Source organism: Pseudomonas sp. DCB_AW, assembly GCF_026240895.1.
Classification (GTDB): Bacteria; Pseudomonadota; Gammaproteobacteria; order Pseudomonadales; family Pseudomonadaceae; genus Aquipseudomonas; species Aquipseudomonas kermanshahensis.
On record NZ_JAPFCE010000020.1, the window covers coordinates 66,534 to 89,076 of the forward strand.

At 63.3% G+C, this 22,543-nt stretch carries 15 protein-coding genes; 9 read left to right on the forward strand and 6 right to left on the reverse strand.

Annotated elements, in window-relative coordinates:
• Window positions 1–293: 293 nt before the first annotated feature.
• Window positions 294–4,121 carry a DUF6543 domain-containing protein gene (locus tag OO306_RS13810; RefSeq protein WP_265969057.1) on the forward strand — a complete coding sequence of 1,276 codons (3,828 nt, stop codon included), beginning with the start codon at window positions 294–296 and terminating at the stop codon, window positions 4,119–4,121.
• Between the two features lie 20 nt (window positions 4,122–4,141).
• On the opposite strand, the gene OO306_RS13815 is transcribed toward OO306_RS13810, so the two are convergent.
• Window positions 4,142–5,620, reverse strand: a complete 1,479-nt coding sequence (locus OO306_RS13815) for a bifunctional diguanylate cyclase/phosphodiesterase (RefSeq protein WP_265969058.1) — start codon at window positions 5,618–5,620, stop codon at window positions 4,142–4,144.
• Between the two features lie 150 nt (window positions 5,621–5,770).
• Here OO306_RS13815 and OO306_RS13820 point away from each other — a divergent pair, with 150 nt between their 5' ends.
• Entirely contained in the window at window positions 5,771–7,390 is a 1,620-nt protein-coding gene (locus tag OO306_RS13820) for an NADP-dependent glyceraldehyde-3-phosphate dehydrogenase (protein ID WP_265969059.1), read from the forward strand.
• Window positions 7,391–7,499: 109 nt separating this feature from the next.
• Window positions 7,500–7,967 (forward strand): VOC family protein, encoded by a 468-nt coding sequence (locus OO306_RS13825; protein ID WP_099429457.1) that lies wholly within the window; start codon window positions 7,500–7,502, stop codon window positions 7,965–7,967.
• A 132-nt stretch (window positions 7,968–8,099) separates the two neighbouring features.
• On the opposite strand, the gene OO306_RS13830 is transcribed toward OO306_RS13825, so the two are convergent.
• Window positions 8,100–8,333 carry an RHS repeat-associated core domain-containing protein gene (locus OO306_RS13830; RefSeq protein ID WP_323055830.1) on the reverse strand — a complete coding sequence of 78 codons (234 nt, stop codon included), beginning with the start codon at window positions 8,331–8,333 and terminating at the stop codon, window positions 8,100–8,102.
• Window positions 8,334–8,640: 307 nt separating this feature from the next.
• Here OO306_RS13830 and OO306_RS13835 point away from each other — a divergent pair, with 307 nt between their 5' ends.
• Window positions 8,641–9,822, forward strand: coding sequence for a hypothetical protein (locus OO306_RS13835; RefSeq protein ID WP_027596755.1), 1,182 nt, complete (start codon window positions 8,641–8,643; stop codon window positions 9,820–9,822).
• Window positions 9,823–9,943: 121 nt separating this feature from the next.
• Here the strand turns inward: OO306_RS13835 and ilvA are convergent, their stop codons facing one another.
• From ilvA to OO306_RS13855, 4 genes are all read right to left on the reverse strand, one after another.
• A complete protein-coding gene (gene ilvA, locus OO306_RS13840) occupies window positions 9,944–11,506 on the reverse strand; it encodes a threonine ammonia-lyase, biosynthetic (RefSeq protein WP_027596754.1) in 1,563 nt (520 codons plus the stop codon).
• 181 nt (window positions 11,507–11,687) lie between these two features.
• Window positions 11,688–12,119, reverse strand: a complete 432-nt coding sequence (locus OO306_RS13845) for a PACE efflux transporter (RefSeq protein WP_265969060.1) — start codon at window positions 12,117–12,119, stop codon at window positions 11,688–11,690.
• Window positions 12,120–12,379: 260 nt separating this feature from the next.
• The gene (locus OO306_RS13850; RefSeq protein WP_238211772.1) at window positions 12,380–13,681 is read right to left on the reverse strand and encodes an ATP-binding protein; all 1,302 of its coding nucleotides are present in this window, start codon (window positions 13,679–13,681) and stop codon (window positions 12,380–12,382) included.
• Window positions 13,682–13,687: 6 nt separating this feature from the next.
• Complete coding sequence (locus OO306_RS13855; RefSeq protein ID WP_027596751.1) at window positions 13,688–14,389, reverse strand: response regulator transcription factor; 702 nt, start codon at window positions 14,387–14,389, stop codon at window positions 13,688–13,690.
• 157 nt (window positions 14,390–14,546) lie between these two features.
• Here OO306_RS13855 and OO306_RS13860 point away from each other — a divergent pair, with 157 nt between their 5' ends.
• From OO306_RS13860 to OO306_RS13880, 5 genes are all read left to right on the forward strand, one after another.
• Complete coding sequence (locus OO306_RS13860; protein WP_099429461.1) at window positions 14,547–15,734, forward strand: efflux RND transporter periplasmic adaptor subunit; 1,188 nt, start codon at window positions 14,547–14,549, stop codon at window positions 15,732–15,734.
• An 11-nt stretch (window positions 15,735–15,745) separates the two neighbouring features.
• Entirely contained in the window at window positions 15,746–18,874 is a 3,129-nt protein-coding gene (locus OO306_RS13865; RefSeq protein WP_265969062.1) for an efflux RND transporter permease subunit, read from the forward strand.
• A 61-nt stretch (window positions 18,875–18,935) separates the two neighbouring features.
• The gene (mobA, locus tag OO306_RS13870) at window positions 18,936–19,511 is read left to right on the forward strand and encodes a molybdenum cofactor guanylyltransferase MobA (protein ID WP_265969064.1); all 576 of its coding nucleotides are present in this window, start codon (window positions 18,936–18,938) and stop codon (window positions 19,509–19,511) included.
• A 68-nt stretch (window positions 19,512–19,579) separates the two neighbouring features.
• A complete protein-coding gene (locus OO306_RS13875) occupies window positions 19,580–21,226 on the forward strand; it encodes an MFS transporter (RefSeq protein WP_265969066.1) in 1,647 nt (548 codons plus the stop codon).
• Window positions 21,226–22,359, forward strand: coding sequence for an HlyD family secretion protein (locus tag OO306_RS13880; RefSeq protein ID WP_186676797.1), 1,134 nt, complete (start codon window positions 21,226–21,228; stop codon window positions 22,357–22,359). Before OO306_RS13875 ends, OO306_RS13880 begins: the two co-directional genes overlap by 1 nt.
• Window positions 22,360–22,543: the final 184 nt, after the last annotated feature.

The window sequence follows — 22,543 nt, forward strand, 5'->3', positions numbered from 1 at the left end:
CAGAACAAGATCATAATTAGCTGTAATAAACACACCCAACGCACTGATATACAAAAGATTACTATCGAAACTTCACTCTCACATTCAGTAACAATTTAAGATGCCAGGCAACGGTTTGGCAAGCGGCACTTTGACAGCATGCCAATCTATTTTATGACGTCAAAAAACGCTTTTATTTTGATGATCGTGTGACGCTAACACATGACGCCTGTTGAGTTGCAGGCAATACCGGGTTACCACCTGGTTATTAACCAATACCGTTTGATGCTCTCTCCTCATAAAGGAGCATCGATATGCCAACCCTTTCAACGCTCGAACCGCATCAAACGCTACTGGAAACGCAATTGCCCACCTGGGCACACTCAATAGCCCCGCCTCAATGGCACAGTTTGAGGCAAAGCCAACTACCGGCCTATTACACGCAGGCCTGGTTTGCCAACGCCGCCCCCGATCTTCGCCAGGCCGTGCACCGTAGCCAGTCGCGCCTGCTGCGCTCGCAAAGCACCTTGGCCCGGGCCCTTGAGGGGCTTGAGCAAATCACTGCGTTCGCTGAGCCCCGGCTGACGGCACGCCTTGCCGAACACGGGTGCAGCGCCCCGCTTCGTGGCACCGAACTGCTTCGGGTAGAAAGCACCTGGCATTGGGCAGGCATGCGTTACCTGAACAGTCATCGTCGTGACACGCTGCTGCAGGCCGCGCTGCAGAACTTCGCCGATGACGAACGCTTCAGCGCCCAGAGCGCCATTGCACCAAGCCACACGATCCAGGTCACACCCGTTCAGGTACGGGGCACCGCAGTACTGGGCCCGCAGACACCCCCAGCGCACTTCCCGCTGGTGTCGGAGCGCTACCAGGTGGAGCGGCTGCCGCTCACACCCGCTGGCTTCGCCGCACTGTGCCGTTCGCTCGATTTGGGGCAGCAATACCAGGCCCATCTGCAGCACCATTTCGCTAAGCCACACGTACGCGAACAGGCGATCGCCGTGTACAAGGATAGGCTGCGCCTGGCGGCCGACCTGGCTTACATGCGTCATGTGCTCACCGGCACCGCGCGCGACCAAGTCGACCTGTTTCTGCAGGGCAACGAGATGCCTTGCTGGCAACTGGCGCTGTTCGGTATCACCTTGCATGAGGTGATGCTGATCGACACCGGCATCAGCGGGCTGCTGCTCTATTTGCCAGGCCACGACCAGGCCCTGCGTCAATGCGCCGACCTTGAGGCTGTACACGAGGCACTGGCGGCCCTGCTGCTGGAACCCACCGACCGGCAGGCGTTCATGGCGTACGTGGAGCAGGGTCAGCAGCAACACTTTCTTGACTTGCTGCACCAAAACCTTGACGCCTCAGGCGCTTCTGCCAACGACAAGGCATGGCAGCGGGCCCCTGAGGCGGATTTGCGCCCCACACGGCTGGCAATCACCGAGGAACCTTTTGCTTTTTATCAGGCGCTGCACCTTGACCGCCTCAAGCGCGAAGCTCGCCAGCTGGCGGTGCCGACCGCCGAAGCCGACGCCACGGCGCGGGCAAACCGCCTGCAAGCGTGGGAAGACCTCGGCATGGACGCGCTCAACCTGGCCGGCTTCTTCATCCCCGCCGTGGGCACGCTGATGCTGGCGGTGACGGCGTGCCAACTGCTTGGCGAAGTGTACGAAGGCTATGAAGCCTGGCATCAGGGTGACCGCCACCTGGCATTGCGTCACCTGGAGGCAGTCGGCCTGAACCTGGCCCTGATCGGCGGGCTGGTGGTCGCTGGCCACGTGGTGCCGAAGTTGTTCAAAAGCCCGCTGCTGGAGAGCCTGCAGGAAGTTCGCAAGCCCGATGGCCGCTACCGGCTCTGGCAGGCAGACCTCACACCCTATCGCAGCCCCCTGGACTTGCCGCAGAGCGTGCACGCCAATGCTCAAGGCCAGTACCTGCACGATGGCCGGTATTTCATTCGCATGGATGGCCACCTCTACGAACAGCGCCTGGACACGCAGACACAGCAGTGGCGGCTTGTGCACCCACACGCGCAGGACGCTTGGCAGCCGCCTCTGGAACACAACGAACAGGGTGCCTGGCGCGCCAGCCATGAACAGCCATCACAGTGGTCCTTCGCAATACTGGCTCGCCGCTTGGGGGAAAACTACGCAACGTTCACACCCGAACAACTTGAGCTGGCTGGCCGCATGTGTGGGACCGATGCCGCGTACCTGCGCCGCGTGCACCTCGAAGGGCAGCCGCCACCGGCTTTGCTGCTCGACACCCTGCAACGTATGGCCGCGCAAGCGAAGGTAGTTGCGCTGGGCAGCGACGCGCCGGGCAACCTGTTCGAACGGTTGTATAACGGCAATGCGCCCATCGAACCGGCAACACGCAGGTTGCTGGAAGCCTACCCTCGCCTGTCGGCCGTACTCGCCAGGCGTCTGCTGGCGCCCCTGAGCGCCGCGCAATCCCTCGCTTGGGAAAACGACGCGGTGTTACCGGCCTGGCTGCGTCAGCAGGTTGAACACACGCACAGCGAACTGCCTCTGATACGTGCCGTGGAAGGCGTGCTCGTTCCCGCTCGGGCCGATGCCGGTAGCGAACGCCTGCTGTTCAGTGCCCTCGATGGCTTGCCCGACTGGCCGCGCGATGTGCGCCTGGAGCTACGTGCGGGTAGCCCCGAAGGCCCTCTGCTTGAACATATCGGAAGCAACTCAGCAGGCCGTACCTGCCGAGTGATCAAAAGCGCAGAAGGCTATGAGGCGGACCTGGGGCAGCGCCCTGCCCCCACCACGCGGGACCTGGACCTGTGCCGCGCTGTGGAGCAGGCACTGCCGCACATCCAGCGCGACGCGCTGGCGATTGTCCAGGCCGATGGGCGTACGTTACGCCAGCGCGTCCTGGCTTGGGTCAACGACAACCGAGATGACCTTGCACAACGGCTGTGGGGGCCACGCGCCAGGCGTCGCGCCCGCCCAGTCCAGCTGCGTGGAGGTCGCCCACTCGCCCCACAAGCCCCGCACCCGCGCCACACAGGTTCACTGGCCGGCGCCTATCGCCGCCTGTACCCCGATGCCACTGATTCGGAAATCGAAGATGTACTTGGCAGCGACCCTGAAGACAATGACCTTCGCTCACCGACACAAAGGCTGCGCGACCTGCAACAACGCCTGGATACGCTGCGCCGCAACCTGCAGGAATGGGCCCGCCCCGCCCCTCAACGCCCGCACCAACGCCAGCGGGCGATCCGCCCAATCATCAACGCCTGGCGGCGCCTCTCGAGCGTGCCACTCGCAGGCGGTGGCCGGATCGCCAGCCTCGACCTCTCCGGCCTCGAACTGGAAAACCAGGACCTGGCCAGCCTGGCCCTGCCGGACGACTTCACCCATGTGGAGCACATATCGCTGCACAGCAACCCTTCACTCAGCCAGCTCCCTGCAGAGTTCCTGGAGCGCTTTCCCAAATTGAAACGCTTGTTACTGTCCAATTGCCGGTTCGACGCCCTGCCCCGTGTGGCCAACCCCGATCGATTGACCTGGCTTGATCTGGACAACAACCGCATCACCTGGGACAACCGCAACCAGGTAGCGCTGAACCAGTGCGCCGGGCTTATCGTGTTGGACCTGTCGGGCAACCCGCTGCTGGAGGCGCCAGACCTGCACGGGCTTGACCACCTGAAAACCCTGTTCCTGTCCGAGTGTGGGCTGGTCGAACTGCCCTTAGGCCTGGACGTCGTTGCCGAGCCTCTCGTCCTGGACCTGTCTGGCAACCAGTTCCAGCGGCTGCGGGTGGATTTCAACCTCCCCGGCCCGTCCGCCGAAGCCCTGTGCCTGGAAAGTGAGTGGCTGAGCGAAGGCATGCTCGCCCAGGTCGATGCTTACAATACTGCCCATGAAGTCGATTTGCTGGTGTGCGAGGGGGATTATGCAGAGTTTTTTGAGGGAACGGGCCCGGAACAGGCTGCGCTGTGGCAGCGTTTGCCACTTCAGTACCGCCGCGACCTCAGGCCTCTGCTTGAAAACGATTTCTTCATAGCCCGCCCGCAACAAGCCCGCGCGGAGTTCTGGCGGCGTCTGGCAGCCATCGATGCTGACCCCGTGCTACGCCAGGAGTGGTTGATGCACCCGCCGCACAATCTGTTCCGCCTTCCCCTGTAGCGAGCGGCGAAAAGCGCCTGTTACCCAGATGACAGGCGCTGCCTACGCGGGTTACGCGCTATCCAGCTTTGCAACTCGGCGGCCGGCATCGGCCGCCCCATCAGGTAGCCCTGCCCCTGATCGCAGCCGGCATTGCGCAGAAAATCGTACTGTTCCTGAGTTTCGATGCCTTCGGCAGTAATGCGATAACCCAAGGCATGCCCCAGGTCGATGATGGCACGGGCAATGGCCACCGCATCATCGTCTGCGGGCAGGTCCTTGATGAACGCGCGGTCGATCTTCAGGTGGTCGATAGGCAGCGCCCGCAGGTAGGCCAGCGACGAATAACCGGTACCGAAGTCATCCACCGCAGTGGCCACACCCATGGCCTGCAGTTGCGCGAGTACCGCGCAGGCCTGCTGCTGGCTTTCCATCAACAGGCTTTCAGTAATCTCCACCTCCAGCAGATTGGCGGCCAGGCCATGACGCTCCAGGGCCATCGCCAGGCTCGATACATAGTCGCTGCGCTCGATCTGCAATGCCGCGACATTGATCGCCAACGGCCCGGGCAGGCAGTCATCCCGACGCCAGGTTGCCAGCTGCGCACAGGCCAGCTCCAGCACGCGCTCGCCCAAGGGAATGATCAACCCGGTACGCTCTGCCAAGGGGATGAACTCGGCCGGTGACACCAGGCCTGCTTGCGGGTCGCGCCAGCGCAGCAGCGCCTCGACACCTTCCAGCTTGCCGCTGAACAGGTCCACCTTGGGCTGGTACCAAAGTTCGAATTCATCATTGTTGAGCGCTCGCCGCAGGTTGCGCTCCAATTCCAGGCGTTGCTGCAAGCGCGCAGTCATATCCGGGTGATACGCCCGCCAGGTATTGCGCCCGCTCTCCTTGGCGGCGTACATGGCGGTATCGGCGTGGCGCAGCAGGTTGTCCACATCCTCGCCATGCTGCGGGCACCAGGCCAGGCCAATGCTGCCGGTAACCAATGCAGCGTTACCTTTGAGGTCGAACGGCCGCTGCAGGCACCGCAGCACATGGCGCAACTGGTGGGTTACCTGGCCCTGTGTGCCCTGGAGCATGAACACGAACTCGTCACCGCCCAGGCGGCAGACGCGGTCGTGCAGGTCCAGCTCCTGCAGGAAGCGCGCGGTCGCTTGCTGCAGCAGCAGGTCGCCCATCGCGTGGCCAAGGCTGTCGTTGACCTGTTTGAACCCGTCGATGTCGAGCATCAGCACGGCCAGGCCGTGCCCCTTGTCGATGGCCTCGGCCAGTTGCCGCTGGAACAGCACCCGGTTGGGCAACCCGGTAATGGTGTCGTAGTGCGCCAGGCGTTCGAACTGTGCCTGTGACCGGCGCAGTTCGTGGTTATGCTGCTGCAGCTGGCGCTGCTTGCCATTGAGCCGCACGACACAGAGGCCGAGCAGGCCGATGGCGGCCAACGCCAACCAGAACAAGGGCGAAGCCAGCAGTGCGGCCGTCTGTGTATCGTCGCTTGGGGAAATGGAAGTGATCATAGGCCTGCTGACGCACCGGGTTAGCTCTGTATCGGCGCAGTGCAGGCAATGTTGAGCCAGACTGGTGTTTTTCCTGTGACCGGTGCATGCTCGAAGCTGAAGCGTTTCACCTGGCACCAACTCCGCTCAGATATGTGAGGTGCAGTACCCATGGACCGTCTGCTCGATTCACTTTTCCCGACCGCCGAGAACATCCCCGACACCTGGCGCCTGGAAGCCCCCCTGGAACAACGCGACTATTTGGTGAACGGCCAGCTCAGGCGCTGGGACGGCCCTCTGGCCACGGTGCGCAGCCCGGTCTGGCTGAAGGAAGCCGACGGCGAGCGCCAGGTCATTCTCGGCAGTGCCCCGCTGCTTGACGCCGACACCGCCCTCACCGCGCTCGACGCTGCCGTGCAGGCCTACGACAAGGGCCGTGGCGCCTGGCCGACGATGCGCGTTGCCGAACGCATACAGCACGTCGAACGCTTCCTGGCGCGCATGCGCGAACAGCGCCAGGCCGTGGTCAAGTTGCTGATGTGGGAGATCGGCAAGAACCTCAAGGACTCGGAAAAAGAGTTCGACCGCACCTGCGACTACATCGTCGACACCATCAATGCGCTCAAGGACCTCGACCGCCGCTCCAGCCGCTTCGAGCTCGAACAGGGTACCCTCGGCCAGATCCGCCGTGCCCCCCTGGGCGTGGCATTGTGCATGGGGCCCTACAACTACCCCCTGAACGAAACGTTCACCACGTTGATCCCGGCGCTGATCATGGGCAACACCGTGGTGTTCAAGCCGGCCAAGTTTGGCGTATTGCTGATCCGCCCGTTACTCGAAGCCTTCCGCGACAGCTTCCCACCGGGGGTGATCAACGTCATTTATGGCCGCGGCCGCGAAACCGTCAGCGCGCTGATGGCCAGCGGCCTGATCGATGTGTTCGCCTTCATCGGCACCCACAAGGCCGCCAGCGACCTGAAAAAACTGCACCCGCGCCCGCACCGCCTGCGCGCGGCCCTGGGCCTGGACGCCAAGAACCCCGGCATCGTGTTGCCCCAGGTCGACCTGGACAACGCGGTCGAAGAGGCCGTGACGGGCGCCCTGTCATTCAACGGCCAGCGCTGCACGGCGCTGAAGGTACTGTTCGTCCACGAAGACGTAGTCGACGCCTTCCTGGAAAAATTCCAGCGCAAACTCGCCGCGCTCAAACCTGGCATGCCATGGGAACCCGGTGTGGCGCTAACGCCATTGCCGGAACCGGGCAAGGTCGACTACCTCGATGGCCTGGTGGCCGATGCCACAGCCAAGGGGGCACGGGTCATCAACGAAGGCGGTGGGCAAAGCCGCGGTTCGTTCTTCTACCCCGCCCTGCTTTACCCGGTGAGCCATGACATGCGCGTGTACCACGAGGAGCAGTTCGGCCCAGTGGTGCCGGTGGTGCCCTATCGCGACCTGGAAACCGTCATTGACTACGTGCTCGACTCCGACTACGGCCAGCAACTGAGCCTGTTCGGCAACGACCCGGCGACCATCGGCAGCCTGGTGGACACCTTTGCCAACCAGGTCGGCCGCATCAATATCAACGCCCAGTGCCAACGCGGGCCAGACACCTACCCGTTCAACGGCCGCAAGAACAGTGCCGAAGGTACTTTGTCGGTGCATGACGCCCTGCGCGTGTTCTCGATCCGCACGTTGGTGGCGACCAAGTTCCAGGAGGCCAACAAGACGCTGATCAGCGAGATCATCCGCAATCGCCAATCGAGCTTCCTGACCACCGATTACATCTTCTGACGGCCGCCGTTATAGAGAATCGATCTAGCGCCGCTGTCGATTTTCCATCTGTGCAAACGACTCTAAGCAAAAGGGCGCCAACCGGCGCCCGTTTCAAAGGAGAGCGAACATGGCAGCCAAACCTATCCCCGAAGGCCAGCACAGCATCACCCCCTACTTGGGCATCAACGACGCCGCCAAGGCCATCGAGTTCTACAAGAAAGCCTTTGGCGCGGTCGAGATGTTCCGCCTCGACGCCCCGGGCGGTCGCGTGGGGCATGCTGAATTGAAAATCGGCGATTCGTCGCTGATGCTCGGCGACCCCTGCGACATGGAAGGTGGCCTGACCGCCAGCCAGAAACTCGCGGGCGCGGCCGTAGGCCTGCACCTGTATGTCGAAGACTGCGACAAGGTCTATGCCCAGGCCCTGGCCTGCGGCGCCACCCAGCTGCGCGAAGTGACGGACCAGTTCTATGGCGACCGCAGCGGCACCCTCAAGGACCCGTTCGGCAATATCTGGTTCGTCTCGACCCACAAGGAGGACCTCAGCCCTGACGAGATTCGCGCCCGCGCCGCGCAGATGTTCAGTGGTAACTGAGCGGCGCGTTTTGTACCCGCTCTGATTGGGCGCGCCTCGGCCTTGTGATGCGCCTGCGGGAAACATCCGGCGGAGGGCCTTTTGCCCTCACCGGATACAGGCGAACAGGCCACGATGAAGTGTCCCGACGGATCAACGCTGTTCATTGGGTCTTTCTCGCGGTATGCATGCATTCCTCCCCCCGTTGCCAAAAGGGCTAAGCCCGTCGGGGCTTGTAAACCGCATAATCCGAGGGCTGTAGTTTCGGTAGCCATTGCCCAGTGGATAATGTTCCGTCACTCGGTCCGAGCGTTCACCGTTGTAAGCCTGTAAAAGATTTACAGATGGCCAAAGCCCCCCGTAAGCAAGCATTGCTGTTTTTTTCATTTGGCCATACGCCCATCATAGCGTTCGTTTATCGTCCAATCGGAACTTCGCAAACGTCTCCGATTAGTTTCTTTGATTAGGCCGCATGCTGAAGCGTCACCCGCTCATCTTCAACTCGTAGAATTGACAGTACCCAAAATCTGACTTTAACCAAGCGGCACTGAACAGCTTTTGCCCTGTTGCGAGACGCACCGGCCCGAGGGAGGTCTACCGCGACGCCAGCCAGACTAGCAAACATGACTTAACGGGTTGAAAGCGGCTCTACTTTGCTTGAAGCTTGAGGCTCGTAGCTTGGAGCTGCCCCTTAATGCGAATCATCGATAAGACCGCCGCGCAGGTCCGCAGCCTGACCCCCGCTGAAGAAGAGCTGCTGGTCGGTTTCAACACAGGCACGCTCGCTGGCCCTCGCCTGCTGCAGGCCAACCAGTTGCTGATGAAGGTGCGTAACGCCAACCAATGGCTGGCCTGCGACTGCCGCAAGGACGCGCTGCCGGTGCTGAACGTGACCCTCAACGGCAACACCGGCACGCTGTTCCTGAAAAACAACCCAGGCACTGCCGAGCATGCGCCTGGTTGCCCGTTCACCAAGGACGAGCGTGAAGCTGCAGAACGCGAAGACGACCCCGCCCCACCTGCGGCCTGGCTGCCACCTGATACGCCATTGCGCCTGATCGGTGACTTTCGCCCGGCCCAGGACAACAGTGGCAGTGAGGGCACTGACCGGCGCGAACAACAACGGCTGTTGTCGCTGCTGCTGACCTGGATCGAGATCAGCGGCTTGAACCTCTACGCCACCCACCTGAAAAAAGACCTCACTGGGCAGTTTGCCGAGCTGCGCAGCGTTGCCAGCCGCTACCCGCTGCTGGAGCGAGTGCCAGCCAGCAACTACCTTGAAACCCGGCTGGACATGAAGCACATGATGATGCTCAAGGCCCGCCTGCGCGAGGCGACGGTGTTCGGCAATCATCGTCGGCATGGCCTGATGCTGGACTGCGTCGACCAGATCAAAGGGCGCAAGCTGTTCAATAGCCGCAGCGAGGACGGGTTCGACTTCCAGGGCCACCACCTGTATTGGGGAGGCAGCCGTGCAGCCGGGCCGCTCTTGGCGTTGGCGCTGTATTCGCCTGCTAGTGCTGGCAGCCACTTTTACGAGCTGATCCATGTCGCCAGCGTGCCCGTGCTGTCACGCGCTCACCTGTTCCCGGTGTACCGCGATGAAGAGCGTGAGCCACTCAAGGCGTTGGTGTCGCTGATCGACTGGATGGCCAGCAAAGGCGTGAAGGTCCAGATGCGTCGACCGGTGATCGGCGGGCAGGTGATGGATGAGCTGGTGCTGACCTCTGATCAGGACCGGGTGCTTTCGGTGTCGCTGCTGGAGCAGCCAATTGGCCCGGAGCCGGATGCCGAGAACTTCAAGCGCTATGCCGACTTCAAGAGCCTGGAAACCTTCCGCAAGTATGTGGCGGGCTTCTTTATGCGTGAGCGCTAAGCACCCCAGCGCTACGCGCAACTTGTAGGAGCAGCCTTGCGCTGCGAAGAGGCCAGTGAACATAACCAAGATCAAGGTTGCTGTCGCCGGCCTCTTCGCAGCACAAGGCTGCTCCTACAGATCAACCCAGAAATAGCTTGTACGCTGGGTTTTCGGTCTCATCCCAATAACGGTAGCCCATCTCATCCAGCGTCTGCGGCAACGTCGCCAGCTCATCCCCTGGCACTTCCAGCGCAGCAAATACGCGCGCCTCCGCTGCACCATGGTTACGGTAATGGAACAGGCTGATGTTCCAGCGTTTGCCCAACCGCTCCAGAAAGCCCAGCAGTGCCCCTGGCCGCTCCGGGAACTCGAAGCGCAGTACACGCTCATCCGCCCCCGGCGCCGCATGCCCACCCACAGTGTGGCGCACATGCAGCTTGGCCAGTTCGTTGTCGGTCAGGTCGAGCACGCTGTAACCCTGCTCGGCGAGGTTGGTCAGCAGGTTTTCCCGAGGGTCGTGCAGCGGGTGCGTCTGCACCCCGACAAACAAACGCGCTTCTTTGCCCGGGTAATAGCGGTAGTTGAACTCGGTGATCTGGCGTTTGCCCAGTGCCTGGCAAAATGCGCGGAAACTGCCTGGCTGCTCAGGGATCGTCACGGCGATGATCGCCTCACGCTGTTCACCCAGCTCGGCCCGCTCCGCCACATGGCGCAGGCGGTCGAAATTGACATTGGCACCAGAGTCGATCGCCACCAAGGTCTGCCCCTGCACGCCTTCGCGGGCCACGTATTTCTTGATGCCGGCCACAGCCAGGGCACCGGAAGGTTCAGTGATCGAGCGGGTGTCGTCGTAGATGTCCTTGATTGCTGCGCACAGTTCGTCGCTGTTAACGGTGATCACTTCATCGACGAAGTGCCTGCACAGCTCAAAACAGTGAGCACCGACCTGCGCCACCGCCACGCCATCGGCAAAGGTGCCGACTTGCGGCAGGATCACCCGCTCGCCCGCGGCCAAGGCCGCCTGCAGGCAGTTGGAGTCTTCCGGCTCGACGCCGATCACCTTGACCTCGGGCCGCAGGTATTTCACGTAGGCCGCAATGCCCGCCACCAACCCACCACCGCCCACCGGGACGAAGATCGCATCCAGTGCACCTGGGCGCTGGCGCAGGATCTCCATGGCCACGGTGCCTTGACCGGCGATCACGTCTGGGTCATCGAACGGCGGTACGAAGGTGGCACCTTCGCTGTCGGCCAATTGCAGGGCGTGGGCCAGTGCATGGGGGAAGCTCTCACCGTGTAGCACCACATGGCCACCACGCGAGCGCACGCCCTCCACTTTCAACGAGGGCGTGGTGGTTGGCATGACGATGGTGGCTTTCAGCCCCAGGTGCGAAGCCGCCAGCGCCACGCCTTGGGCATGGTTGCCGGCGGACGCGGTGATCACCCCACGTTCGCGCTGGGCGGGCGTCAGCCGTGACAGGCGGGTGTAGGCACCGCGGATCTTGAATGAGAAGGTGGGTTGCAGGTCTTCACGCTTGAGCAACACTTGGTTGCCCAGGCTGGCGGACAGTGCTGGCGCTGCCTGCAGCGGCGTTTCGATGGCCAGGTCGTACACCGGTGCGGCGAGAATACGCCGTACCTGTTCCGACAGCAGTTGCTGTGGCGTGACAGGGGTACGCAGGTTGGCGCTGAAGCTGGTCATCGATGACTCCTTGGCTATTTTCACGTTGCCCAGGAGTCAGAGAGTAAAAACCCGCCTCCAGGGCGGGTTAGGTGCACGTACGCGCTAGCCCGCCAAACTGATAATGGCGGTAATAATAATGGCGTTCACATGCGGGAAGGTATTCATGGGGTAGGAACTTATCCCGCCGCAGGGCAGCAAGTCAACACTTTGCCTGCTGCGCCGAAAGCGGCACATCGAACACCTTGTCGAACCCCCACTGGAAAACGAATGCATACACGAAGAAGAACACGAACAGCGCCAGGTTGGTCAAGAAGGCCGCCCACAGGCTGACATCGAGCCACCACGCCACCAGCGGCAGCAGAATCACTACCAGCCCGCCTTCAAAGCCCAAGGCATGCAAGACCCGGCGCATGAAGGTGCGTTCGCGTTGCGGCTGACGCGCTTCCCAACGCTCGAAGCCCCAGTTGAATGCCATGTTCCAGCTCATGGCGATTCCTGACATGAGGAAGGACAACACCGCCGACTGAGCCATCCCGGCGCCAAACGCCAGTTCCAGCGCGGGTGCCACGCAGGCAACGGCGATGGCTTCGTAAAGAATGGCCTGGACGATCTTGCGGGCCTTGCCTTGCATGTTCAACTCCCTGAAATACGATCTGCCAAACCTAAAGATTTGGCCCACAAGAGTACCAGTGCTGCGCGCGCGGGCAAACCGGCACTGCGGCGCATGGGCGTGAGGCTAGCGGCAAGGATCGGTTTGTGCTGTGGACGAGTCGTTTGGCCGAAAGCTGCATCTAGCAGGCTAAGCCCTTTCGCGGGCAAGCCCGCTCCCACAGGCTCGCCGCCTCACTTCAAAAGTGTGCGTTCCTGTGGGAACGGGCCGGCACAGCCAACCTACCCACCCGCCGGCAAACGAATCCTGAACTGCGCCCCGCCCAGCGCCGATTGCGCCACCGTCAGTGTGCCCCCCTGCCCTTCGATGGCCCGTCGACTGATTGCCAACCCCAAGCCAAACCCGCCGGTATTGCGATCACGGCTACGGTCCAACCGGTAGAACGGTTGGAAAATCCGCTCACGCTCCTCGACCGGGATACCAATCCCGTCATCCTCGACCGTCAGCAGGCAGGCACCGTCATCCTCGAGCCGCAACCTCAGCAACAGGCTTTCGTCGCAATAACGCATCGCGTTGCGCACCAGGTTCTGCACGGCCCGCGCGGTCAACCGGGGGTCGAGCACAAAGCGTGGCAGTTCACGCTCGGCCCGCACTTCCCATTGGATACCACGGCTGTCGAGCTCTTCGGCAAAACTGCCCAGCACGCTGTCTACCAGCTCCAGCAGCGATACCTCGACCCGCTCACGCGCCTGGTCGGCGTTGTACAAACGGCTGTAGGACAACAGCTCCAGCACCAGCTCATCCAGTTCACGCACATGGCCGACCAGCTCCAACAGCCGCTTGCGGCTGGCAGCCGGCACTTCGTCGAACAGCAGCACCAGGCCGAAGTCCAGGCGGGTCAGTGGGGTGCGCAGCTCGTGGGACACGGCATTGAGCAGCTCGCGCTGCTGGTTGACGTGGCGTTCCAGGTCGCTGGCCATGGTGTCGAACACCCCGGCCAGCTCACCGATGTTCGAGTGCGGCGAAATGTGTGTACGTTCTGCCATCTGCCCCTGACCCAGGCGTCGAGCGGTTTCCTTGAGCCGCTCCAGGTCACGCCAGTGCGGCCACACCCACAGCAGCAGGCAGCCGAGCATGGCTGCACCGATCAACACCGTCACGCCCCAGGACAGCACGTTGATGTCCAGTGGATCAGGGGGCGCATGCAGGCGCACCAGCCAGTCCTTGTCGAGCGGTGCCAGCACCGTCTCGTAATAACCCCAGTCTGCGATGCGCACGGCGTACAAGCCATGTTCCAGCCGGGCCTGTTCATCCGCGCTGAGGTCGGCCTGGTCCATGCGCAGCAGCTTGACCTCAAGCGGTGCGAAGGCATTGGCCAGGTCTCGCTCCACCGCTGGCCACTGCTCTTGCGGGGCCTGGTGGAACTGGCGGACGATCAGCGACTGCACCCCTTTGGTCTGGTCCAGGTTGTACGCCATGAAGCGTTCATGGAACAGGCCGACGATGGAGTCAGGGATGAACAGCAGCGCACCAGCGTAGGCGACGATGATCAGCAGGTACAGGCGCACCAGGATCTTCAGCATGCTCGGTCAGCACTCCCACTCGACACGGCTGAACAGGTAGCCTTTGCCCCACACGGTCTTGATCTTGCGCGCCTCGCCAGCACTGTCGTCGAACTTGCGGCGCAGCTTGGAGATGGCGACGTCCACCGAACGGTCGGTGCCGTTGAACTCGATGCCGCGCAGTTGCTGCAGGATGCGGTCGCGGTTCAGCACTTCGCCCGCGTTGCGCGCCAGCACCACCAGCAAGTTGTACTCGCCGCTGGACAGCTCCACCTCTTCGCCGCGCCAGCTGACGGTGCGCTCGGCCAGGTCGATGCGCAGGCCGCCGATCTGGATCAAATCGCTGTCCAGGCGCGGTTCATTGACGCTGCTGCGGCGCAACAACGTGCGCACACGGGCCAGCAGCACACGGGGCTCGCAGGGCTTGGTCACGTAATCGTCCGCGCCCATTTCCAGGCCCAGCACTTGATCGTGGCTGTCGTCACGGGCGGTCAGCATAAGGATCGGCAGGCTCTGCGATTCCTGGCGCAGCAAGCGGCACAGTTGCAAGCCATCGATGCCGGGCAGCATCAGGTCGAGGATCACCAGGTCAGGCTTTTGCCGGCGAAACGCGTCCAGCACGTGGTCGCCGCGGGCGATCACCTGGACATGGAAATCATTGCGTTGCAGGTAGCTGGCGATCAGTTCGGACAAGGCACTGTCGTCTTCGACCAATAAAAGGTTTGGCATAAGCGCTTTGACACAAGAGGAAGTCCAGGCAGGATATAGAATCCTACGCCGAGGCAGGACGCTTCTTCACACTTTTTCACACTCGCCCTACAGGTATTAACAGCCACCAAGGGAACGCCTGCCGTAGCATACACCGCGTCATCATCGGAAGATCCGTATGCCTACTAGCCTCCCCCCTCGCCTGCGCCCCGTGGCGCTTCTGGCGTTTCTGAGCATATCCCTGGCCGGCTGTGGCGACAGCGCCGAGCAGGACGAAAAAGAGCCCACCCCGCAGGTGCGCGTCGAAACCCTGCAACTGCAGCCGCTGGCCATCAGCAGCGAACTCAGCGGCCGTATCCTGGCACCGCGGACTGCGGAAGTGCGCGCACGTGTAGCTGGCGTGGTGCTCAAGCGGGTCTACCGCGAGGGCAGCGACGTCAAGCAAGGCGACGTGCTGTTTCTCATCGACCCGGCGCCGTTCAAGGCCGACCACGACAGCGCCCGCGCCACCCTGGCCAAGGCCCAGGCCAACCTGTATCAAGCGCGCCTGCAAGAGCAACGCTACCGCGAGCTGGTCGACGACAAAGCCGTGAGCCGCCAGGAATACGACAATGCCCGGGCCAGCTTCCTGCAGGCTGATGCCGAGGTCGCCGAGGCCAAGGCTGCCCTGGAGCGCGCCCGCCTGAACCTGGGTTATGCCACGGTGACCGCGCCCATTTCCGGGCGCATCGGCCGCGCGCTGGTGACCGAAGGTGCACTGGTCGGGCAGAACGAGACCACGCCCCTGGCCACCATCCAGCAACTGGACCCAATCCATGCCGACGTCACCCAGTCGACCCGCGAGCTCAACGCCCTGCGCCGTGCCCTGCGTGCCGGCGAGCTGCAACAGGTCGGCGACGGCCAGGCTCGCGCCACGCTGATTCAGGACGACGGCAGCGCCTACCCGCTGCCCGGCAAGCTGCTGTTCTCTGACATCAGCGTCGACCCGAGCACCAACCAGATCACCCTGCGCAGCGAGTTCCCCAACCCGGACCTCGACCTGCTGCCGGGCAGCTACGTGCGCGTGCGCCTGGAACAAGCGGTACAGCCCAAGGGCCTCAGCGTGCCGCAGCGCGCCATCCTGCGCGACAGCGCCGGTGTGCCGAAAGTACTGGTGGTCGACCCGCAGGCCCGCGTCAGCGATCGCCAGGTCGTGCTGGGCAGCGCCCAGGGCGACCGCTGGGTGGTCAGCGAAGGCCTGGCGCCCGGTGAACAAGTGGTTATCGAAGGCCTGCAACACGTCAAGGCCGGCGACCAGGTGCAGGTCGAAGCGAGCCAGGGCACAGCGCCCGGCGCGCCGCCGATCGCACAGCACAACCGCCAGTGAGGGGCTGATTGATGCCGCACTTTTTCATTGACCGCCCAGTGTTCGCCTGGGTAGTCGCGTTGTTCATCCTGCTTGCCGGCGCCTTGGCCATCCCGCAACTGCCGGTGGCCCAGTACCCCAACGTGGCCCCGCCGCAAGTGGAAATCTACGCCGTGTACCCAGGCGCCTCGGCGGCGACCATGGACGAGAGCGTGGTCAGCCTGATCGAGCAGGAACTCAACGGCGCCGACAACCTGCTGTACTTCGAGTCGCAAAGCAGCCTGGGCAGCGCCACCATCACCGCCACCTTCGAACCTGGCACGCACCCGGACCTGGCCCAGGTCGATGTGCAGAACCGCCTCAAGGTGGTCGAGTCGCGCCTGCCTCGCCCCGTGACCCAGCAGGGCCTGCAGGTGGAGAAGGTGTCCACCGGCTTCCTGCTGCTGGCCACCCTGACTTCGGAGGACGGCAAGCTCGACGAAACCGCCCTGTCGGACATTCTTGCGCGCAACGTGATGAACGAGATTCGCCGCCTGAAGGGCGTCGGCAAGGCTCAGCTGTATGGTTCTGAGCGTGCCATGCGGATCTGGATCGACCCGAGCAAGCTGATCGGTTTCAACCTCACGCCTAACGATGTGGCTGATGCCATTGCCGCGCAAAACGCCCAGGTCGCCCCAGGCAGTATTGGTGACCTGCCCGCCCGCGGCACCCAGGAAATCACAGCCAACGTGCTGGTCAAGGGCCAGCTGAGCACGCCTGAGGAGTTCGCGGCCATTGTCCTGCGCGCCAACGCGGACGGCTCCACGGTGACCGTCGGCGATGTCGCCCGGGTCGAGATCGGTGCCCAGGAGTACCAGTACGGCACGCGCCTTAATGGCAAACCCGCGACCGCATTCAGCGTACAGCTGGCCCCCGGCGCCAACGCCATGGAAACCGCCGACCTGGTGCGGGCCAAGATGCAGGAGTTGTCGCGCTACTTCCCGGAAGGCGTCAAATACGACATCCCGTATGACACCTCGCCCTTCGTCAAAGTGTCGATCCAGCAGGTGATCAACACGCTGTTCGAAGCCATGCTGCTGGTGTTCGCGGTGATGTTCCTGTTCCTGCAGAACCTGCGCTACACGCTGATCCCGACCCTGGTAGTGCCGGTGGCGCTGATGGGCACCTTCGCCGTGATGCTGGCCATGGGCTTCTCGGTCAACGTGCTGACCCTGTTCGGTATGGTCCTGGCCATCGGCATTCTGGTCGACGACGCCATCGTGGTGGTGGAAAACGTCGAGCGGATCATGGCCGAAGAAGGCCTGCCGCCCAAGGAAGCCACGCGCAAGGCCATGGGCCAGATCAGCGGGGCGATTGTCGGCATTACCCTGGTGCTGGTGGCCGTGTTCCTGCCGATGGCCTTCATGAAAGGGTCGGTGGGCGTGATCTACCAGCAGTTCTCGGTGTCGATGGCGGTGTCGATCCTGTTCTCGGCGTTTCTCGCCCTGAGCCTGACCCCAGCACTGTGCGCGACTTTGCTCAAACCGTTGGGCAAAGGCGAGCACCACGAGCGCAAGGGCTTCTTCGGCTGGTTCAACCGACGCTTCGACAGCATGAGCAACGGCTATCAGCGCTGGGTGGTGCAAGCGCTCAAGCGCAGCGGTCGCTACCTGCTGGTGTACGGCGTGCTGCTGGCCGTGCTGGGCTACGGTTTCAGCCAACTGCCCACGGCGTTCTTGCCCACCGAAGACCAGGGCTACACCATCACCGACATCCAACTGCCGCCAGGCGCCAGCCGCATGCGTACCGAGCAAGTAGCGGCGCAGATCGAAGCGCACAACGCAGAGGAACCCGGTGTCGGCAACACCACGCTGATCCTCGGCTTCAGCTTCTCTGGCAGCGGGCAGAACGCGGCACTGGCGTTCACCACGCTCAAGGATTGGTCTGAGCGCGGTGCCGATGACAGCGCCCAGTCGATTGCCGACCGCGCCACTATGGCCTTCACTCAGCTCAAGGACGCTGTGGCCTACGCCGTGCTGCCACCGCCCATCGATGGCCTGGGCGAGTCGACCGGTTTTGAGTTCCGCCTGCAGGACCGTGGCGGCATGGGCCACACCGCGCTGATGGCCGCCCGCGATGCGCTGCTGGCAGGTGCTGGCAAAAGCAAGATGCTGACCAACGTGCGCGAAGCGTCGCTGGCCGAAAGCCCGCAGGTGCAACTGGAAATCGACCGTCGCCAGGCCAATGCCCTGGGAGTGTCGTTCGCCGACATCGGCGCGGTGCTGGATACCGCCGTCGGCTCCAGCTACGTCAACGACTTCCCCAACCAAGGGCGTATGCAACGGGTGGTGGTGCAGGCCGAAGGCGACCAGCGTAGCCAGGTCGAAGACTTGCTGAAAATCCATGTGCGCAACAGCAGTGGCAAGATGGTGCCGCTGGCGGCCTTCGTCCAGGCGAAGTGGGTCAGCGGCCCAGTGCAGCTGACCCGCTACAACGGTTACCCGGCGGTGTCGATCTCCGGTGAACCGGCGGCGGGCTACAGCTCGGGTGAAGCCATGGCCGAAGTCGAGCGCCTGGTCGCGCAGCTGCCGGCCGGAGCAGGCCTGGAATGGACCGGCCTGTCGCTGCAGGAGCGGCTGTCCGGCAGCCAGGCGCCGATCCTGATGGCGCTGTCGCTGCTGGTGGTGTTCCTGTGCCTGGCTGCGTTGTACGAGAGCTGGTCGATCCCCACTGCCGTACTGCTGGTGGTGCCGCTCGGGGTACTCGGTGCGGTCCTGGCAGTCACCCTGCGGGGCATGCCCAATGACGTGTTCTTCAAGGTCGGCCTGATCACCCTGATCGGCCTGTCGGCCAAGAACGCGATCCTCATCATCGAGTTTGCCAAGAGCTTGGTGGACCAGGGTGTCGATGCCGTCGATGCCGCGGTGCAGGCCGCCCGCCTGCGTCTGCGGCCGATTGTGATGACCTCGCTGGCGTTCATCCTCGGCGTGGTGCCCCTGGCCATCGCCACCGGCGCCAGCTCGGCCAGCCAGCAGGCGATTGGCACGGGTGTGATCGGCGGCATGCTCAGCGCCACCCTGGCGGTGGTGTTCGTGCCGGTGTTCTTCGTCGTGGTGATGCGCCTGGCCGGGCGCGGTCGCGGCGCTAAAGCCGAGGCGACCCCAGCACTTGACGCACGCTGACTGGACAAGCACCGCATGACATGGGAGGGTTCCTGGCATTGACTGCCCGGAACCCTTTTTCATGCCTGCTGCCCTGCCCCCCTGCTCCATTCTCATCCTCGCCGGTGGCCGCGGCCAACGCATGGGCGGCCGCGACAAGGGGTTACTGGCCTGGCAAGGCGAGCCATTGGTGGCGCATGTGCAACGCGTGGTACGCCCGCTGAGCGATGACCTGATCATTTCCTGCAACCGCAACCAGGACGCCTATCGAGCCTATGCTGACCAGTTGGTGGGCGATGCAGCCCCCGATTTCCCTGGGCCGTTGGCCGGGGTGATTGCAGGCCTGACAGCGGCACGCCACGAATGGGTGGTGGTACTGGCCTGCGATGCACCGCTGATCGACCAGCCGTTGATCGCAGACCTGCTGCGGCTGGCGGTGGCCGGCGACAGTGCGGCGATGGTGCGCCAAGCAGGCTACTGGCAGCCAATGTTCAGTGTGCTGCCGCGCAAGGTGTTGCCGGTGCTGGAGCAGGCGTGGGCGGCCAATGAGCGAAGTTTGCAGAAGGCCCTGCTGAAAGGGGCTGTGCACGCGCTGGTGTGTGCCGAAGACGATCCGCGTTTGAGCAACTTCAATAGCCCGGAAACACTGCAAAACTGACGCACGCCGCGCGGCAAGCTTGAGCCCAGACGGTGTTAATGCCCCAGCCCCTCACGTAAAGTCTGCCCATGGACAAATACGCCCCCCGCCAGTGGCTCCCCCACGAAAAACCCAGCCTGCCCGGATCGCCGTCGACGCCTTTGCACTCGCCCGCCAAACGCCTGGCCTTTGGCCTGGTGGGCCTGTTGGTGGCGATCACCGGTGGGTTGGGCAACGCGCTGGTAACAGCCAACCTGGTGTTCCTGCAGGGTGCGCTGGGGGCGACCACCGCCGAAATGGCCTGGCTGCCGGCCGCCTATGTGATGACCAACGTGTCCATCAACCTGCTGCTGGTCAAGTTTCGCCAGCAGTTCGGCCTGCGTGCCTTCACCGAAGTGTTCCTGGTGCTTTATGCGCTGGTCACCTTTGGCCACCTGCTCGTCAATGACCTCAACTCGGCAATTGCCGTGCGCGCCGCCCATGGCATGGTTGGCGCCGCGCTGAGTTCGCTGGGCCTGTACTATATGATCCAGGCGTTCCCCGCGCAGTGGCGGCTCAAGGCCATGGTGCTGGGCCTGGGCGCCTCGCAATTGGCCTTGCCGCTGGCGCGGCTGTTCTCTGAAGACTTGCTGCAGATCGCCGAATGGCGCGGGCTATACCTGTTCGAACTCGGCTTGGCGTTGGCCGCACTGGGCTGCGTGCTGATGCTCAAGTTGCCACCGGGTGACCGCTTCAAGACCTTCGAGCCGCTGGATTTTCTCACCTTCACCCTGATGGCCAGCGGCACTGCCCTGCTCTGCGCCGCGCTGTCGCTGGGGCGCATTGACTGGTGGCTGGACACGCCCTGGATCGGTGTGGCCCTGGCCGCGTCGATTGGCCTGATATTCAGCGGGCTGGCCATCGAGCACAATCGCCAGAACCCGCTGCTGATGACCCGCTGGCTGGGCAGCGGCACGATCATCCGCCTGGCCCTGTGCGTGATTTTGATCCGCATGGTCACCTCGGAGCAGTCCACCGGCGCGGTCGGTTTTCTGCAAGTGTTGAACATGGGCAGCGAGCAGATGCGCACGCTGTACGCGATCATGTTGTTGGGTGCGGTGGCGGGCCTGGCGACCAGCGCCTTGACCATCGACCCCAAGCACCTGGTGATCCCGTTGCTGGTGTCGCTACTGGCGATGGCCACCGGGGCATTCATGGACAGCAGCTCAAGCAACCTCACCCGCCCGGCACAGATGTACCTGAGCCAGTTCCTGCTGGCCTTCGGCAGCACGTTCTTCCTGGGCCCGTCGATGGCCCTAGGCATCAGCCATGTGCGCGCCAACCCGCGCAACCTGGTGAGCTTTTCGGTGCTGTTCGGCATCTGCAACAACCTCGGCGGCCTGATTGGCGCGGCGCTGCTCGGCACCTTCCAGACCTGGCGCGAGAAATTCCATTCCAGCCACCTGATGGACCGCCTCAGCTACCTCGAACCCCTGGTCAACGCCCGGGTGCAAAGCGGCGGTGGCGGCTATGCCGGCCTCCTTGCCGACCCCGCGCTGCGCAGCGAGGCCGGCATGCGCGTGCTGGCCAGTGCGGCCACCCGCGAGGCCAACGTGATGGCCTACAACGATGTGTTCATGCTGATCGGCAGCATCGCTATCCTGACCATGATCTGGATCTGCATCCGCAGCACCTGGCTCTGGTACACGGCCCGCAAGGCCACCTCCCCTGACTCTAGCCGCGGCGCGCCTACCTGATGACCGACGAAACCCGCACGACCACCACCACTGCCCTTGCTGAAACCCCAGAAGGCACGCCGCCGCCCAGTGAACCGACCAGCCCGGTACGCTCGCGCCGGATGCGCATCCTGTCGTCGATCAGTTTTGCCTGTGTGGCCCTGGCCGGCATCCTGCTGGTGCTCTACGCCTGGCGCCTGCCCCCGTTCGGCAGCGCCATCGAGAGCACCGAAAACGCACTGGTGCGCGGCCAGGTGACGATCATCGGCCCGCAACTGAGTGGCTACATCGTCGATGTGCCGGTGCATGACTTCCAGTTCGTCAAGGCAGGCGACCTGCTGGTGCAACTGGACGACCGCATCTATAAGCAACGCCTGGCCCAGGCCATCGCCCAGTTGCAACAGCAGCAGGCGGCACTGGCCAATAACCTGCAGCAACGCAACAGCGCCGAGGCCACCATTGCCCAGCGCCAGGCGGCCATCGGCGATGCAACGGCCCAGGCGGCCAAGGCCAAGGCCGACCTCAGCCGTAACCAGGCGCTGGTCAGCGACGGTTCGGTGTCGCGCCGCGAGCTGGACCTGGCCCGTGCCAGCCAGGCGGCTGCTGTCGCCAGCCTGGCCCAGGCCAAGGCTGCCCTGGAAATCGCCCGGCAGGACCGGGAAACCGTGGTGGTCAACCGGGCCGCGTTGCAGGCGTCGGTGGAAAATGCCAAGGCCGCCGTCGAGCTCGCCCGTATCGACCTCGACAACACCCGCGTGACCGCCCCGCGCGATGGCCAGCTGGGGCAGATCGGCACGCGCCTGGGTGCCTACGTGAATTCCGGTGCGCAACTGATGGCGCTGGTGCCTGATACTCTGTGGGTGATCGCCAACATGAAGGAAACCCAGATGGCCGCGGTGCGCATCGGCCAGCCGGTGAGTTTCACCGTGGATGCGCTGAACCACCAGAAGCTGTACGGCCATGTGCAGCAGATTTCGCCGGCCACCGGCTCCGAATTCGCCCTGCTGCAGGCCGACAACGCCACCGGCAACTTCGTCAAGATTGCCCAGCGGATCCCGGTGCGCATCACTGTGGATGCCGACCAGCCAGAGGCGAAGCGGTTGCGGCCAGGGATGTCGGTGGTGGTCAGTATCGATACCCGGGATGCGCAGTAGATTCCGTGTAGGAGCAGCCTTGTGCTGCGAAGAGGCCGGTGAAAACACAGTAGTTATTCGCTGCTTTTACTGGCCTCTTCGCAGCGCAAGGCTGCTCCTACACAAAGCCCGTATGACATGGCAGCGCGCTACAGCAGCCGGGCGAATGACAACACCGTTGAACATCACCAGGTTCTCAGCATCG

What these genes read in the sequence shown, in the direction of transcription:
- OO306_RS13810 (WP_265969057.1), top strand. Translation starts at nt 294, where the DNA reads ATGCCAACCCTTTCAACGCTCGAACCGCATCAAACGCTACTGGAAACG.
- OO306_RS13815 (WP_265969058.1), bottom strand. Translation starts at nt 5,620, where the DNA reads ATGATCACTTCCATTTCCCCAAGCGACGATACACAGACGGCCGCACTG.
- OO306_RS13820 (WP_265969059.1), top strand. Translation starts at nt 5,771, where the DNA reads ATGGACCGTCTGCTCGATTCACTTTTCCCGACCGCCGAGAACATCCCC.
- OO306_RS13825 (WP_099429457.1), top strand. Translation starts at nt 7,500, where the DNA reads ATGGCAGCCAAACCTATCCCCGAAGGCCAGCACAGCATCACCCCCTAC.
- OO306_RS13830 (WP_323055830.1), bottom strand. Translation starts at nt 8,333, where the DNA reads ATGAAAAAAACAGCAATGCTTGCTTACGGGGGGCTTTGGCCATCTGTA.
- OO306_RS13835 (WP_027596755.1), top strand. Translation starts at nt 8,641, where the DNA reads ATGCGAATCATCGATAAGACCGCCGCGCAGGTCCGCAGCCTGACCCCC.
- ilvA (WP_027596754.1), bottom strand. Translation starts at nt 11,506, where the DNA reads ATGACCAGCTTCAGCGCCAACCTGCGTACCCCTGTCACGCCACAGCAA.
- OO306_RS13845 (WP_265969060.1), bottom strand. Translation starts at nt 12,119, where the DNA reads ATGCAAGGCAAGGCCCGCAAGATCGTCCAGGCCATTCTTTACGAAGCC.
- OO306_RS13850 (WP_238211772.1), bottom strand. Translation starts at nt 13,681, where the DNA reads ATGCTGAAGATCCTGGTGCGCCTGTACCTGCTGATCATCGTCGCCTAC.
- OO306_RS13855 (WP_027596751.1), bottom strand. Translation starts at nt 14,389, where the DNA reads ATGCCAAACCTTTTATTGGTCGAAGACGACAGTGCCTTGTCCGAACTG.
- OO306_RS13860 (WP_099429461.1), top strand. Translation starts at nt 14,547, where the DNA reads ATGCCTACTAGCCTCCCCCCTCGCCTGCGCCCCGTGGCGCTTCTGGCG.
- OO306_RS13865 (WP_265969062.1), top strand. Translation starts at nt 15,746, where the DNA reads ATGCCGCACTTTTTCATTGACCGCCCAGTGTTCGCCTGGGTAGTCGCG.
- mobA (WP_265969064.1), top strand. Translation starts at nt 18,936, where the DNA reads ATGCCTGCTGCCCTGCCCCCCTGCTCCATTCTCATCCTCGCCGGTGGC.
- OO306_RS13875 (WP_265969066.1), top strand. Translation starts at nt 19,580, where the DNA reads ATGGACAAATACGCCCCCCGCCAGTGGCTCCCCCACGAAAAACCCAGC.
- OO306_RS13880 (WP_186676797.1), top strand. Translation starts at nt 21,226, where the DNA reads ATGACCGACGAAACCCGCACGACCACCACCACTGCCCTTGCTGAAACC.